A 16,160-nucleotide genomic window follows, 5' to 3' on the forward strand; every position below is an offset into this window, starting at 1 on the left:
TTATTTAGCGATATCGACAGCGCGGCTCTCGCGAATCACGACGACGCGCACCTGACCGGGATACTCCATCTCTTCCTCGATCTGATGGGCGATATCGTGAGCCAGGACCGTGGACTGGGCATCGGAGATCTTGTCCGGCTGGACCATGACGTGGACCTCGCGACCGGCCTGCATGGCATAGGTACGTTCGACGCCGTCATGGGAGTTGGCGATCTCCTCGAGCTTCTCAAGACGCTTGATGTAGTTCTCGGCAGACTCGCGACGGGCACCGGGGCGAGAGGCAGAGACAGCATCGGCGGCCTGCACCAGGACATCGAGCACCGTGTTGGGGTCGACATCGGCATGGTGAGCCTCAATAGCGTGGACGATAACGGGCTTCTCGCCATAACGGCGGGCAAGCGCGGCGCCGATGACGGCATGCGGGCCCTCGACGTCGTGGTCGATTGCCTTGCCCAGGTCATGAAGCAGGCCGGCGCGCTTGGCGGTCACAACGTCCAGGCCAAGCTCGGAAGCCATCACGCCGCACAGATCAGAGACCTCGAGGGAATGCTGAAGCACGTTCTGACCAAACGAGGTACGGTAGCGCAGGGCACCAAGGGTCTTGACGATCTCGGGGTGCAGATCGTGGATGCCGGTATCGAAGGCAGCCTGCTCGCCAGCCTCGCGCACGCGCTGCTGAACCAGGTCGGCAGCCTTGTGATACATCTCCTCGATACGGGCAGGGTGAATGCGGCCGTCGGCGATGAGGTTCTCGAGGGCGACACGGGCGGTCTCACGACGGACCGGGTCGAAGCTCGAAAGAACGACGGTCTCGGGCGTGTCGTCGATCACGAGGTTGACGCCGGAAACCTGCTCGAAGGTCCGGATGTTGCGACCCTCGCGACCGATGATACGGCCCTTGAGGTCATCAGAGGGAATGTGCACGGAGGTAACGGTGACCTCGGCAGTGTGATCGGCAGCGCAGCGCTGAATCGCCAGAGACAGAATCTCCTGGGCGGTCTTGTGGCACTCGGCGCGAACCTGCTGCTCGGACTCGCGAATGATCGTGGCGGCCTCGTGGGTGACCTCGCCGCGAACCTTATCGAGGAGCTCCTTGTGGGCGTCCTCGCGGGTAAGGTCGGCGATACGCTCGAGCTCGGAGGTCTGCTTTGCGCAGAGCTCCTCGAGCTCACGGGAGCGCTTCTCGACCTGACCGGCCTGGCTGGACAGCTGATGCTCGCGCTTGTCGAGAGCGTCGTTGCGGCGATCGAGGGATTCCTCGCGCTGCATCACGCGGTTCTCGAGCGTACGAATCTCGTTCTTACGCTGCTTGTCCTCGGCCTCAGCGGCCTGCTTGTTCTTGATGATCTCCTCTTTAGCCTCGAGCAGAGCCTCTTTTTTGAGGGTCTCGGCCTGACGCTTAGCATCACCGATCAGGGACTCAGCCTGTGCGTGTGCCGACTGGATTTTTTCGTCGGCCTCGTGAAGACTACCCTGCTTGGCGGTGCGCATGTAGGCAATGGCGGCGATGGCACCCAAAATGATGCCAACGAGCGCTGCGATGATAGGCATGCTCACTCCTTTTTATGGATTCGTTACACAACAAAGCGAACCGTCCTTACGAACGGCTCGCGACATTTGAGTAATATGGGCGCAGCTTATGCGGGTCGGATACAGATAAACATATAAACAAACTCATTACAGATGAGCACATATCACAAAGCAAATGACATTGTTTATCGTACGTTGAACCACAACAACTGTCAAATAAATGGCCCCAGCACGGCGGCTAAAACGCGGTGAACGGCAGGGCCACAAAACGCATACGCCTAAACCGCACATTCCTCACGTTCGGCATCGAGACGTGCCTTAACGGCATCGGCGGCGATATGATACGAGAAGCCCTTGCCCATCAAAAACCGAACCAGTTTTTCGAATCCGCGCGTCTCTGGGACACGCCGCTTGGCGAGCAGGGCTGACGCACGCGCCAAATCGTCTTCGACGGCAAAATAATCCTCGGGATAACCGGGAATGTCATCGAGCACGACATGACGGCGCTTGAGCTCGGTCTCGATTTTGCGCTGTCCCCAACCGCGCCGCTTGCGCTCCTCGATAAAGTACGAGCAAAAGCGGTTCTCGTCTAAAAAGCGATACTCGGTGGCGCGCTCGACGGCGAAATCGATCGCGGTCTGGTGAAAGCCGTAGCGAGCCAGCTTGTCACGGACCTCGCCCGTCGCATGGTCGCGGCGCGATAACATCTCGGTCACCATGGTAAGTGCACATTTACGCTCGACGAGCTGCACCGCCTCACGAAAGTTGTCCCAATCACAGGGAAGATCGGGGCGGTTTTTGACATACAGGCGCGCGACCCGCACGGGAATCCAAATGGACCGCTCAAAACCGCCCTCAAGCTCACAATCGATATGTGCGCAAGGCTTTTTGGACGCATACCCGTTCGAGAACGAGGAGGCCGCCTTCTTATCGGGAAAGACGACCGTGGCCTCGGTCACCGTATACGACATGAGCGTAACCGCTACTCGTCGTCATCATCGAGCATGGCGGAACCATCGATGGCGTAAAGCTCGTCAAACTCCTCAGGCGCAGGCTGATCGGTCAGCTCGACCTCGGATGGAGCATCGTCGTCAAACTCAAGCCCGCAGGCAAGGCGGACCTTATGCTCAATCTCGTCGGCGCAATCAGGGTGTTCGCGCAGGAACGCCTTGGCGGCCTCGCGACCGTTGCCGAGCTTGTCCTCGCCATAGGCAAACCAGGAGCCCATCTTCTTGCAGATGCCGCACTCGACAGCCATGTCCAGAATCGAGCCCTCCTTAGAGATGCCCGTACCGTACATGATGTCGAACTCAGCAGAACGGAACGGAGCTGCCACCTTGTTCTTAACGACCTTGGCGCGCACGCGGTTACCGATAACCTCATCCTTAAGCTTAATGCTGTCGATGCGGCGAATGTCGATACGCACCGAAGAGAAGAACTTAAGGGCGCGGCCGCCCGTCGTGGTCTCGGGGTTGCCGAACATGACGCCGATCTTCTCTCGCAGCTGGTTAATGAAGATGCATGTCGTGTTGGACTTGGACAGCGAGCCGGCGAGCTTGCGGAGCGCCTGACTCATCAGGCGAGCTTGCAAACCGACCGTGGTATCGCCGATCTCTCCCTCGATCTCGGCACGCGGGGTCAGCGCGGCGACGGAGTCGACGACGATGGCATCGATGGCGCCGGAACGCACGAGCATGTCAACAATCTCGAGCGCCTGCTCACCCGTATCAGGCTGGGAAATCAGTACCTCGTCGATATCCACGCCAATGCGCGCGGCATACGTGGGATCGAGCGCGTGCTCGGCATCGATAAATGCCACCACGCCACCCATTGCCTGGGCCTCGGCCAGGATCTCAAGCGAAAGCGTCGTCTTACCGGAGGACTCAGGACCGTAAATCTCGACGATGCGGCCGCGCGGCACACCGCCGATACCCAGAGCGGCATCGAGTGCCAGAGCGCCCGTAGGGATGGCCTCGACCTCGAGCTCGGGGCCACCGTCGCCGTACCTCATGATGGAGCCTTGACCGAACTTCTTCTCGATCTCGGCCTTGGTGGTGGCGATCATCTCATCGCGCTCTTTACCCGTCGTGCGAGCATGAACGGTACGTACGGGACCTGAATTCTTGGCCATGAAAAGCCCTCCTCTTAACAACCTGCATCGATAATAAACGAACGGCTGTTCGTGGTCAACCGTTCAGATAAATCATATGCAGGCAGTCTTTCCAAAACCCAACCAAACGCCGACCAAATACTGACCAAATGCTTGACCACATAGGGCCAAATATAAGCAAGGAAGGCGAAAATAAACCTATGACCAGCAAAAACGCTGAATTTGTCAGAGGTCCCTATCTCCACAATTAAGGGGCCCTAAGGCCCCTTAAAACACGTCTATTCCATAGAGTTGAGCACAAGGGCAATGCGTCCCAATGCCTCCGCGACCGCATGGGCACGAACACACGAACGGTCGCCCTCATAGTGGCAGCGCACAGAGTCCACGACCGGCACTTCCCCATCAGCCGCGCGATACGCCCAGCCAATATAGAAAGTGCCAGCCGGATCGTCCTCAGTGCCACCGCCGGGGCCGGCATAACCCGTTGCGCTCACTGCAATATCGCTCTGGTACAGCTCCAGCGAACCCGCCGCCATCTCGCGCGCGGTCTGATGCGACACCGCGGTATAGCGGTCGAGCGTCTCCTGATCAACACCCAAAACGCGATGCTTGATCTCATCGCAGTAGGTCACCGCACCGCCACGCAGCACCGCCGAGGCGCCCGGGATATCGGCAATCGTCGAGGAGATCATACCTGCTGTCAGCGACTCAGCCGTCGAAACCGTCACGCCCCGAGCGCTCGCGCGCTCGACAATATCGCGCGCCAGCCCCTCGTTATGTGCGGAAATCTGCTCAAAAGAGTCCGTCATACCCACTAGGACCTAGACCGAAAAGACGATCTTGCGGCAGTTCCAGAAGTACTGGGCGCCCGAGATAACGGTCAGGACAACGGCAACGGCGTACAGGAAACGCGACACCGAGTAGATGCCGAGCGTCAGCGCCAGCGGGCCAAGGTGCAAGCCGGCCATCGCAAAGACGCACAGGTAACCGCAGATGGAGACCATCGTGGTCGCCGTCTTGTACTTGCCGAGCTTATCGGCCGCAACGACAACGCCGGCGGCACTAGCGACCATGCGCAGGGCGCTTACCAGCAGCTCGCGGAACAAGATGATGAACACGGACCAAACCGACACGGCACCAAAGTCCAAGAATAGCAGCAGGGCCGAGAATACGAGCAGCTTGTCGGCGATGGGGTCCAAGAATTTACCGAAGTCGGTAATCTCGTTGCGCGAGCGCGCCAGGTAGCCGTCAACCTTATCGGTGCACGACAGGATGACGTACAGAATGAAGGCAGCGGCGGCGAGCGGGCCGTCGAAGGTGCTCCAATCTGTACCGGCAACACTCGTGTGAGAAAGCGCCGACACGATCATGAACACCGGGATAAAGACGATGCGAACGCACGTCACGATGTTGGCGGGCGTCCAAACACTCGTCAGTTCCTTATTGCTCTCGTTTGCCACGACGCTCTCCTACTCCACAACATGGCCGATAAGCTCATAGCAGAAGCTATCGGTAAACTCGACCGTCAGAATATCGCCCACAGATGCCTCGCTGGCATCCAGATGCACCGCGCCATCGGAATCAGGCGCCTGGAACCAGGCATGTCCGATCAGCTCGGCGCCGTCTTCGGTCTCTTCGATACCGTCGACAATCACCTGGGCGCGCTCGCCCACATGTGCGGCAGTTGCAGCAAAACCGAGCGACTCGGCCAGGTCCATGGCCTCCTGGGCGCGCTCGAGCTTGACCTCTTCGTCGACCTGGCCCTCCATCTTGGCGGCCAGGCTGCCCTCCTCCTGCGAGTAGGCAAAGACGCTCGTGTAGTCGAAGCCGACGGTGTCCATAAAGTCGATAAGGTCGCGGAACTCGTCGTCGGTCTCGGTCGGGAAGCCGACCATGGCCGTGGAACGGATCACGATGCCGGGGATGCGCTCACGCAGATCGCGGAACAGGTCCTCGAGCTCCTGGCGCGAACCAGAACGGCGCATAGCCTTGAGGATGCGCGCGTCGCAGTGCTGCACGGGGATATCGATATAGGGCAGCACCTCGGGCGTATCACGAATGGTCTCAATGAGCTCGTCAGTCATGCCCTCGGGCTGCAGGTAGAGCACACGGACCCAGACGTTGTGCGGACGCACGGCCTCGGCGACGGCACGCAGCAGCTGCGCCAGATTGCGCGGCGAGCCCTCGGCGACATCCTCGTCAGCAAAGTCGGTGCCCCAAATACCCGTGTCCTGGCCGATCAGCACGATCTCGCGCACACCGCCGGCAACCAGGTCGCGCACCTCGGAGATAATGCTCTCGGCATTGCGCGAATGATAGCGACCGCGAATATACGGGATCATGCAGAAGCTACAGAAGCGGTTGCAGCCATCGGAGATCTTGACGTAGGCGACAGCGCCCTCGACGGTGCGCTTGACCTGCGGAATATAGACGGCAATCTCGCGCTCGACGCCCAGCACGCCATCGATGACCGCCACGATGCCATCCTCCTCGTCGGCCTTCACAAAGGCAGCGACCTCGGGCAGCTCATCGGGCAGATCGTCGCCATAGCGCGACGGCACACAGCCGCACATGACGATGGGGCAAGAACGAACGCCGTCCTGAACCTCGTTGGCGAGCTCGAGCGTGGTCTCGATGCTCTCGGACGTTGCGGAGGCGAGGAACGAGCATGTATTGACGATGGCGATATCGGCATCCTGCGGGTCGAATGCCTCCTCGTAGCCCGCGGCGGTCAAAAGAGAACGCATGCGGTCGGTGTCAACCTCGTTCTTAGCGCACCCGAGGGTGATGTAGAGCACGGAGCCCAACGGTGTATCCATGTTGGAGAGCAGTCCTTTCGAATGAATTAGCGGTAGTTGGTGAACTGCAGCGGCTGACCGTAGTCCTGGTCGCGCAGGAACTGGATCACGGCCTGCAGCGCATCCTTGGAAGCAGAGGAAACACGCAGTTTGTCGGCCTCAATCGTCACCTTGACCTTGAGCTTCTGATCCTTAATGTCCTTATTGATCTTCTTGGCAGTCGTCTGGTCGATACCCTCGACGATGTGACCGAGCACGCGCACGGTGCCGCCCGAGGCAGCCTGAGGCGCATCCCAGGACACAGCCTTAAGATCGATGCCACGCTTGATGAGCTTGGAGCTCAGGACATCGATGATCTGCTTGGAGACAAAGTCGGCCGGGGCGTTGATCGTAAAGAGTTTGTCGCCCTTCGAAAGCTCGATGGTGGCGCCGGAGTCCTTGAGGTCATAGCGCTGGGAAATCTCGCGCGTGGTCTGCTGGAAGGCATTGTCGACCTCCTGCATATTGACCTCGGACACGACGTCGAAGCTTGAATCTTTAGCCATGATGTTTCCTTTCGCGTACGAGCGGCCTAGTAGCTATCGTACGAATTGTCGGTAGAATCGGTGGGTGTCTGACCGTCAGTTGCGGTATCGGCGCCATCCGTGGACTGGGCATCGGTACCGTCGGTGGTATCGGTACCATCGGTGGTGTCGGTACCATCAGAACTTTCACCATTCTCGGAATCAGACGTCTCCTTCTTGGGAACGGTGATCGTCACGCGCGCCACGCCCGAGGTCTTGGTATCGTAACGGACCTTTTCACCGTTCTTGGTAACGGTGACATCGGAAGGCTTGGACGTGGTGATCTCGATCGAGGACTCGGGCGTATACTCCTGCTCAAAGGGGCCAGTCGCCTGGGCGCCATAGACCGACTTGCCGTCGACCTTGACCTCAATCCACGCGGTCTTTCCCTTGGCAACGGAGACCTTGACCTTCGTGACCTCGCTCTCTTCCTTCTTGGCCGTCGTCTTGGTAGCGTCCGAATCAGTCGACTCATCCGTCGCCTCATCGGTGTCTTCGTCCTCGTCGACCGTTTCGGTCTTCTTAGAAGACTTCTTAGTCGTCGTCTTGGTGGCAGCGGGCGTCTCGGGCGTGGTCTCGGGCGTCGAAGATGCGCAGCCGCGCAGAAGCACCACGATGAGCACAATCAGCAGCAATGCCACGGCGCCGATGCCGGCGTAGACGATACGCGGATCGAGCCCGTTGTTTTGAGGAGTACGGGATCCGCCGCGTCCACGACCGGAACTGCTGCGGCCGCCTCCCTGAGGCATACGACCGCGATTGCTATCGGAACGGCCGCGATAGCCGCCCTGGCCCTGAAGGCTGCGCTGACCCGAGCGGGGCGCAAGTTCACCGCGGCCTTGATAGCCACGCTGGCCCGAACGCGGAGCCGAAGAGCGCTGGTCATACGGCTGTGATTGAGAGCGAAGACGCGGCGTCACCTGCGTGGCATCGGCGTCCGCATAGCCACCGCGAGAGCGTCCGGTAGAGACACCACGGCAACCGCGATCGGAATAACCACCATCGCCGTAGCCGGCACGAGGGTCACGTGCGACACCGCGGGCAGCGGGGAGTGCGCGCTCCTCGGGCGCCGGCGTGCTGCGAAAACGATCGCGCTGGGAACGAATCTCCTCGCTCGAGCCCGTTTCGGTAACATAGCCAGCCTGCTGAGGGCGCTGGCCATAACGCGTCGAACGCCCGCCCTGAACCATCAGGAAGCGGCCGTTGTCGACCGAGGAACGCGAATTGACGTAGCCGGCGGCGTCCTGAAAACGACCGCCCTGCTGCGACGTCTCGCGCTCATATGCCATCAGATCGTCAAAATAAGCGTTGACGACCTCCCGCGGATTGAGGCCCAAAAAGCGCGCATAGCTCGAAATCATGCCCTGCGCATAGCCGCGCGGAGGCATCGATGCAAAATTGCCATTCTCGAAAAACTCGATGATCTGCGGCCTGATTTTGATGGTGTTGGCGACCTGCTGAATGGAAAGGCCCATTCGGCGACGCTGCTCGAGCAGCATGTCACCAAAGCGTGCAGCCATCAGAATCCTCCAAACTCACGATCTTCACGTGCCATCTCGGCGTCGACGGATTCCAGCGTGGCAAGGCCTTCTTCATCCAGCAGAACCTCGCGCGGCTTGGAACCGTCGGGCGGTCCGACGACACCCTTTTCTTCCAGCATGTCCATAATACGCCCGGCGCGCGCATAGCCAACCTTCAGGCGGCGTTGCAGGCCAGATGTGGAGCCCAGCTGCGATTCCACCACAATATGAGCGGCTTCCCAGATAAGCGGATCGTCGTCCTGAGGCTCGGCAACGCCGGTTCGCACGATGCCGCCGCCACCTGCCATGGACATGGAGGCAGGTGCCACAGCCGACAGGATCTCCTCATGGTAGTCGGGCTCGCTTTGCGACTTAACGAACTCGACAATCTCGTTGATCTCGTCATCCGAAACAAAGCAGCCCTGGATGCGGCGGGGCTTGCCCCAGTCGACCTTTGAGAACAGCATGTCACCCAAGCCGGTGAGCTTTTCGGCACCCATCTGGTCAATGATGACGCGGGAGTCGATGCCCGTTGCGACGTTGAAGGCGATACGGTTGGTAATGTTTGCCTTGATGAGGCCCGTCACCACGTTAGAGCTCGGACGCTGGGTCGCCACGATAAGGTGGATACCGGCGGCACGGCCCAGCTGGGCGATACGCACAATCGAGGCCTCGACGTCCTTGCCGGCGACCATCATCAGGTCCGAAAGCTCGTCGATGATGATGACCAGGTAGGGCATCTTTTGCGGCGGGTTATCGTAATGCTCAAACTCGCCGGCGGCCTGCTTTTCGTTATAGGTCGAGATCTTGCGCACGTTGAGGCGCTCGAAGACCTTCAGGCGGCGCTCCATTTCGGACACCGCCCACTGCAAGGCGCTCGCGGCCTGCTTGGGCTCGGTCACTACGGGCACGTAAAGATGCGGCAGGCCGTTATAGCCTGCGAGCTCGACGCGCTTGGGGTCGACCATGATCAAGCGAACGTCCTCGGGAAGGGCGCGCATGAGCAGGGTCGTGATGATGGAGTTGATCATGACCGACTTACCGGAACCCGTGGTACCGGCGATCAGCAGGTGGGGCATCTTGGCGAGGTCGGCGACGACCGGCGTGCCCTCGGCGTCGCGGCCGATGGCAAGCTCAAGCGGACCGCCCTTAACATAGGGCAGCACGTCGCCCAAGTTGACGTTCTGACGCTTGCGATTGGGGATCTCGATACCCACGAGCGAGGTGCCGGGAATCGGGGCAAAGATACGCACGGACTGAGCAGCAAGCGACAGCGCGATGTCGTCCTCAAGGCTCGAAATCTTGCTCACGCGCTCACCCTCGCCGGGCTGCAGCTTAAAAGTCGTCACCGTGGGGCCGGCAATCCAGCCGACAACGCGAGCGCTACGGCCAAACTCAAGCAGCGTGGACTGCAGCGACTCGGCGGTCTGTTCCAGCTCCTTGTCCGAAGATGCGGCAGAAGCGGACTGAGGGTTTGCATGCAGGATTTCGAGCGGCGGAAGCTTAAGGCCGTCCTCTTCTTCGCCCTCGTTATCCGCGGGGGCATTGTCCGCTCCCCCATCGCTCGAAGTAGACGCCTCGGCAGCGCTCGCAACAGACGCATCGGCAACCTTGGGATGCTTGAGGAAATCAGGAATTTGAGGGGCGGCCGAGACGGGATTCACGGCAAACGGCGGCTCGGACTCGTCGACCTTGTCCGGATCGTCCTCCATCGAAAGCTGGCCGGTCACCTGGCCGCGCCTGGCATGGCGACGCGGCAGCAAGGTCGTCTTGGCAGTCTCGATCGGAGCCTCGTCGTCCTCGTCATCGCCCTCGGTAAGCTCAATCTCGCTCTCGGACCAAGACGGGTCGGGTTCACTCGTATTGAGCTTGGGAGCCGTCTTGCTCTTCTTGGCATGACGGCGCGGCAGCAGCGTCGTCTTGGCGCGCTCGGCCTCCACGGCATCGGACACGTCGACAAACGGATCCTCGTCCTCGTCGTCATCGTCCAAAACCAGGTCATCATCGTTGCCCATCACCGTGGTCACGGCCATATCGGAGCCCTTTTGACGAAGAATGCTCAGGTGCGGACGGGCAACGCCGGGCACCGACAGGGCTTCGTCGTCACCCCACGGACTCGCGTTGACGTCGGCACGACGGCGCTCGGCAAAATCGGCCGCACGGTCGCGGGCAGAGCGCAAAACGCCGCCCACCGAAAAGCCGATGATGACAAAGCCAACGACGGCCAGACCCAATAGGACCACCATTGCGATAGGCTTACCCAGGGCATTCTGCAATGCACTCGCAATAAACGCACCGATGTAGCCACCCGAGGCGGACAGGTTTTGCAGCGTGAACATAAGGTCGCACGAGTCGCTCGTACCCGGCACCATCAGCGAAAGAATGGAGACGACGGCGATAAAGACCACGGCACCGCCCGCAACAGAGCGCACGTTGAGCGGCGAATCCTCGCCTAAAAAGAGCGTGGCGGCAAACAGCAAAATGACAATCGGCAGCACGTAGGCGCCCAGACCAAAGCCCAGGTGGTAGAAACCGGCAACCGCAGCCGTAACGGGTGCGGTCGCCGGCGAAATCACGGCAATGAAGGACGCAATCGCCAAAACGGCAATGACCACGCCGGCGATATCGCGGTTGGCCGAAGGCTCGACCAGGGGCTCAAAATCGTCGAAGTCGGCCTCGTGACCTTTATTGGCACGAAGATGGGAACCGGCACCCTTAGCAGATGCCGGTTGGTTGTTGGCTTTATTGCCTTTGGCGTTTTGTGCAGATCCGCGCGCCAAACTAAACCTCCATGACGACCGGGATGATCATCGGACGAGTGCGCGTACGGCTCCAGATAAAGTTAGAGAGTGAGTCGCGCACGGCCTTGCGAATGGCATCGGAACCGCTGCTCGTAAAGCTGAACTTGCCCTTCTCGATCGTCTTCATGATGGACGCGGAGGCATCCTCAGAGAACTGGTCGTCGATGGCAAACGAGACGCCGCGGCCCGAGAACTCGATGGCCTCGATCTTCTTGTGTTTAAGCGAGACGATGGCAACAGCGGTAACCATACCGTCATTGGCGAGCTTCTGACGATCGCGCAAGACGATGGGGTCGGTATCGCCGATACGAAGGCCGTCGACGTAGACGACGCCGGACTCGACGGGCGTACCGCGCTTGACGATACCGCCGCGCATCTCGAGCGTGTCGCCGTTATCGAGGATAAAGATATGATCGTCCTTGATGCCCATCTTGCGGGCAAGCTGGGCATGGGCGCGCAGATGCACGGCCTCACCGTGAACCGGCATAAAGTACGTGGGCTTGGCCATGGCCATCAGGAGCTTGAGCTCCTCCTGGCTACCGTGGCCCGAGACGTGGACAAGAGCGCGGTTCTTATCCCACACGTCGCAGCCGAGCTTGGCCAGGCTGTTGACGACCTGCTGGACGGCTTTCTCGTTGCCGGGAACGGGAGTTGCCGAGAGGATGACGGTATCGCCCTCGTGGATAGAGAGCGTCTTGTGCTCGCCATTGGCCATGCGGGACAGGGCCGACAGCGGCTCGCCCTGCGAACCGGTGCACATGACGACGATCTTGTCGTCGGGCAGGTTATCGATATCGAAGGCATCGATGATATCGGCATCGTCGATGTTGAGGTAGCCCAGCTCGCGCGCGACGCGGGTGTTGGTGAGCATGGAACGACCGGTCACAACGACCTTACGACCGCACTTGCGGGCGGCATCGCAGATCTGCTGCAAACGATGGATATGGCTCGAGAACGAAGCGACGAACACGCGACCCAGGGCGTTCTTGATGGCATGTAGCAGGTTGGGACCAACCTCGGCCTCGGACTTGGTAAAGCCGGGAACCGTGGCATTGGTGGAGTCGGACAGCAACAGGTCGATGCCCTGCTTGGCAAAGCGGCTGATAGCGGCATAGTCGGGCGTGACGCCGTCGATGGGCGTCTGGTCGAGCTTAAAGTCGCCGGTGTGCATAACGGTGCCCTGATTGGTGCGGATGAACACGCCCAGAGCGCCGGGGATGGAGTGCGTCATCGAGAAGAAGTCGAGCGAGATGCCGCCGAGGTTGACATGGCTGCCGCCCTTGACCTCGCGGAACTTGGGTGCGCGGATGCGGAACTCAGAAAGCTTACCCTCGATAAAGCCAAGCGTCAGCTTGCTCGAAAAGATGGGCACCTTGTTGTTGAGGTCCTGCAGCAGATACGGAAGCGAACCGGTGTGGTCCTCGTGGCCGTGGGTGACGACGATACCGCGGAGCTTTTCCTCGTTCTCCAAAACATAGGTGTAGTCGGGAAGCACCAGGTCGATACCGGGCTGGGAGTCATCCGGGAACATGAGGCCGGCGTCGACGAGCACCATGTCGTCGCCGCACTCGAAGACCGTCATGTTCTTGCCGATGCCGTCAAGGCCGCCGAGCGGGATGATCTTCAAGGGAGATGATTTTTTAGCTGCCATAGGTTAGTGTTGTTTCCTTTCTTCGAAACGGGTCTGAAACAACCGACGGGGCGCTTCTGGCAAACCGACCGTCGGGAACGTACAAATATGCATCGCAGAGTCGATGCAATAACCACAGTATGATACCCATTTGCACAACAACAGACCACCCATGCATCAAAGCCCCATCTGAACTGGTCTATCCCGCCGGTTTCCCGTGGGGCGGGCGCTGATGAAGTTTATCGCGAGTTCCGCACGCAAAGGAAAGCACTTAATGTGCTTTCCGTCTTGCGCAGGACTGTAGAGCAGGAAACTTCATATGCGGCCCTCCCGGGCGCAAACAAAAGGGCGACCCCTTAGGAGTCGCCCTTGCATGAGCTGCTTATGTACGGCTGTTACTCGGCGTCGTGGTGACGGCGGGGCTTGCGGCCTCCGTTGTCACCGGGACGGCGCGGACGGTCGCTGCGCTCGGAACGCTCGCGACGCGGACGCTCACGGCGCTGGAAGTGCTCGCCGTCGCCCTCGGAGGAACCCTCGGCGCGAGCCGGGGCCTCGGGCTTATCCAGACGATCGAGCGAAATCTTGCCGCGGTCATCGACTTCGATGACGACGACCTTGACCTCGTCGCCCACATTGAGGACGTCCTCGACCTTCTCCACGCGGCCCTTGGCGACGCGGGAGATGTGCAGCAGGCCGTCCTTACCGGGCAGCAGGTTGACGAAGGCGCCGAAGGGCTGGATGGAGACCACGCGACCGGTGTACTCCTCGCCCGGCTCGGGAACCTTGATGATGAGCTTGATGCGCTCGACGGCCTGGTCCACGGACTCGCCGGTGCCGCCGACAAAGACGGTGCCGTCCTCCTGGATGTCGACCGAAGCGCCGGTCTCGTCCTGAATACCGCGGATGACCTTACCGCCGGAACCGATGACGTCGCGGATCTTGTCGGTCGGGACCTGGATGGAGACGATGCGCGGAGCGGTGCTGCGTGTGGTGTGGCGCGGCTCGGGGATCACATCGAGCATCTTCTGCAGGATGAAGGCGCGACCCTCCTTGGCCTGCTGCAGGGCGCGGGCCAGGATGTCGAAGGTGAGGCCGGTGGCCTTGTTGTCCATCTGCAGGGCGGTGATGCCCTCGGTGGTGCCGGTGACCTTAAAGTCCATGTCGCCCAGGAAGTCCTCGAGACCCTGGATGTCGGACAGGACCACGGTCTTACCCTCCTCCTGGATCAGGCCCATGGCGATACCGGAGACCGGGCGCTTAATGGGCACGCCGCCGTCCATAAGGGCGAGCGTGGAGCCGCAGGTCGAAGCCATCGAAGAGGAGCCGTTGGACTCCATGACCTCGGAGACGACGCGGATGGCGTAGGGGAACTCGTTCTCGTCGGGAAGCACCGGAAGCAGAGCGCGCTCTGCCAGATTGCCGTGACCGATCTCGCGACGCTTGGGGCTGCCCATGCGGCCGGTCTCGCCGGTGCAGAACGGCGGGAAGTTGTAGTGGTGCATGTAGCGCTTACCCTCGGTGGGCTCGATGGTATCCAGACGCTGGCCCTCGTTGAGCATGCCGAGCGACAGGACGGAGAGCACCTGGGTCTGGCCGCGCTGGAACAGACCGGAGCCGTGAACGAGCGGCAGGTAGTTGTCCTTCACCATGATGGGACGGATCTCGTCGGCGGCACGGCCGTCGACGCGCTCGCCGGTCTCGACGACCATAGTGCGCATGGCCTTCTTCTCGAGCTTCTTGAGCGCCACGGGGATCTCGCGCTCCCAAGCAGCCTGCTCCTCCTCGGTGAACTCGGCGCGGATGGACTCCTTCAGAGCCTCGACCTTGCCGATACGGGAGAGCTTGTCGGCGTCGCGCAAGGCGGCTGCCATCTCGTCGTAGTGGGCGAAGATGCGCTCCTGGACCTCCTCGACGGGCTGGTCGAGCGGGTACTCCTTCTTGACGATGGGGCCGTTGACCTGCTCCCACTCGGCGACGAACTCATCCTGAGCCTGGCAGAAAGCAGCGAGGGCCTCCTGGCCAAACTTCATAGCGGCGAGCATGTCGTCCTCGGAGATCTCCTCGGCGCCGGCCTCGACCATCGAGATGAAGTCGGCAGAGCCGCCCAGCTCCAGGTCCAGGTCGGAGTTCTCGCGCTCCTCATAAGTGGGGTTGACGATAAACTCGCCGGTCTCCACGTTGCGGCCGATGCGTACACAGGCAAGCGGACCCTCGAAGGGCACGCCGCCGAGCGTCATGGCCAGGGAAGCACCCATGACGTTGATGACGTCAAAGGGGTTGACCTGGTCGGCGACAAGCGAGGTAGCGACGATGTGCACCTCGTTGCGGAAGCCGTCCGGGAAGCTCGGGCGAATCGGACGGTCGATCATGCGCGCGGTGAGCGTGGCCTTCTCGCTGGGACGGCCCTCACGCTTGAGGTAGCCACCCGGGATGCGGCCGGCAGCGTACATCTTCTCGTTGAAGTCGACGGTCAGCGGGAAGAAGTCATAGTTCTTGCGCTCCTTGGAGACGACCACGGTATCGAGCATCGTGGTGTCGCCCTGCTTGACCAGGCAGGCGCCGGTGGCCTGCTTGGCAAGCTCGCCCGACTCAAAGGTGTAGGTCTTGCCGTACAGCTCAAAGGTCTTGGATACGAGTGTCATTGTTCTCCTTTACCCCACAGGCCCCTTGCCTGCGGGCTTCTCATGTGACGCGGACCCCCTGCCCCCGCCACGCTTCAGAGCGTGATTGTTCGCGCCCTTACACAAAAAGAGCGCCCCGCTGCGCAGGACGCTCTTAGCATGTACAAATCCTACTGGATGTTGTCGCGGATGCCCAGAGCCTTGATGAGCTCACGGTACTCGACGATGTCGTTCTTCTTGATGTAGGAGAGAAGACGACGACGACGACCGACGAGCATGAGCAGACCACGACGGGTGTGGAAGTCCTTCTGATGGGACTTCATATGCTCGGTCAGCTCCTTGATGCGCTCGGACAGGATGGCGACCTGAACCTTGGGGTTGCCGGTGTCGACCGGGGTGTTACCGAACTGGGCAGTCAGCTCCGCCTTGCGCTCTTTGGAAACAGTCATTGTTTCACCTTTCTTTTTGCGTCGCCATCGGGCGACTCGATTCGCCTCGGACTGGGAAGCCGCCGGTGGAGCGAGCAACCAAGGTCGAGGTACCAACAGGTCGGTATGTTACCACAAGCAGCCCGCGCCTGCGCATCA

General features: G+C 60.6%; 12 protein-coding genes. All 12 read right to left on the minus strand.

Features of this window, described 5'->3' with window-relative positions; translation table 11 throughout:
• The 12 genes from rny to rpsO all read right to left on the minus strand — a co-directional run bounded on the left by rny (window position 1) and on the right by rpsO (window position 16,022).
• Entirely contained in the window at window positions 1-1,551 is a 1,551-nt protein-coding gene (gene rny, locus DXB53_RS02590) for a ribonuclease Y (protein WP_117583192.1), read from the minus strand.
• A 257-nt stretch (window positions 1,552-1,808) separates the two neighbouring features.
• Window positions 1,809-2,501 carry a regulatory protein RecX gene (locus DXB53_RS02595; RefSeq protein ID WP_117583193.1) on the minus strand — a complete coding sequence of 231 codons (693 nt, stop codon included), beginning with the start codon at window positions 2,499-2,501 and terminating at the stop codon, window positions 1,809-1,811.
• Between the two features lie 11 nt (window positions 2,502-2,512).
• On the minus strand, window positions 2,513-3,661 hold the full coding sequence (recA, locus tag DXB53_RS02600; protein WP_022094695.1) for a recombinase RecA: 1,149 nt from the start codon (window positions 3,659-3,661) through the stop codon (window positions 2,513-2,515).
• A gap of 257 nt (window positions 3,662-3,918) precedes the next feature.
• Window positions 3,919-4,449 (minus strand): CinA family protein, encoded by a 531-nt coding sequence (locus DXB53_RS02605; protein ID WP_117583194.1) that lies wholly within the window; start codon window positions 4,447-4,449, stop codon window positions 3,919-3,921.
• Window positions 4,450-4,461: 12 nt separating this feature from the next.
• Window positions 4,462-5,010, minus strand: a complete 549-nt coding sequence (pgsA, locus tag DXB53_RS02610; RefSeq protein ID WP_229071689.1) for a CDP-diacylglycerol--glycerol-3-phosphate 3-phosphatidyltransferase — start codon at window positions 5,008-5,010, stop codon at window positions 4,462-4,464.
• A gap of 99 nt (window positions 5,011-5,109) precedes the next feature.
• Window positions 5,110-6,459 (minus strand): 30S ribosomal protein S12 methylthiotransferase RimO, encoded by a 1,350-nt coding sequence (gene rimO, locus DXB53_RS02615; RefSeq protein ID WP_117583196.1) that lies wholly within the window; start codon window positions 6,457-6,459, stop codon window positions 5,110-5,112.
• A gap of 26 nt (window positions 6,460-6,485) precedes the next feature.
• Entirely contained in the window at window positions 6,486-6,983 is a 498-nt protein-coding gene (locus DXB53_RS02620) for a YajQ family cyclic di-GMP-binding protein (RefSeq protein WP_117583197.1), read from the minus strand.
• Between the two features lie 26 nt (window positions 6,984-7,009).
• Window positions 7,010-8,521: a helix-turn-helix transcriptional regulator gene (locus DXB53_RS02625; protein WP_117583198.1), complete on the minus strand. Its 1,512-nt coding sequence runs from the start codon at window positions 8,519-8,521 to the stop codon at window positions 7,010-7,012.
• Window positions 8,521-11,301 carry a DNA translocase FtsK gene (locus tag DXB53_RS02630; protein ID WP_233503785.1) on the minus strand — a complete coding sequence of 927 codons (2,781 nt, stop codon included), beginning with the start codon at window positions 11,299-11,301 and terminating at the stop codon, window positions 8,521-8,523. Before DXB53_RS02630 ends, DXB53_RS02625 begins: the two co-directional genes overlap by 1 nt.
• 1 nt (window position 11,302) lies before the next feature.
• Window positions 11,303-12,973, minus strand: a complete 1,671-nt coding sequence (locus DXB53_RS02635) for a ribonuclease J (RefSeq protein WP_117583199.1) — start codon at window positions 12,971-12,973, stop codon at window positions 11,303-11,305.
• A gap of 374 nt (window positions 12,974-13,347) precedes the next feature.
• Window positions 13,348-15,594, minus strand: a complete 2,247-nt coding sequence (locus DXB53_RS02640; protein ID WP_117583200.1) for a polyribonucleotide nucleotidyltransferase — start codon at window positions 15,592-15,594, stop codon at window positions 13,348-13,350.
• Between the two features lie 149 nt (window positions 15,595-15,743).
• Window positions 15,744-16,022, minus strand: coding sequence for a 30S ribosomal protein S15 (gene rpsO, locus DXB53_RS02645; RefSeq protein WP_035138510.1), 279 nt, complete (start codon window positions 16,020-16,022; stop codon window positions 15,744-15,746).
• Between the last annotated feature and the right edge of the window lie 138 nt (window positions 16,023-16,160).

It is taken from the genome of Collinsella sp. OM04-5, from assembly GCF_003439125.1.
GTDB lineage: Bacteria > Actinomycetota > Coriobacteriia > Coriobacteriales > Coriobacteriaceae > Collinsella.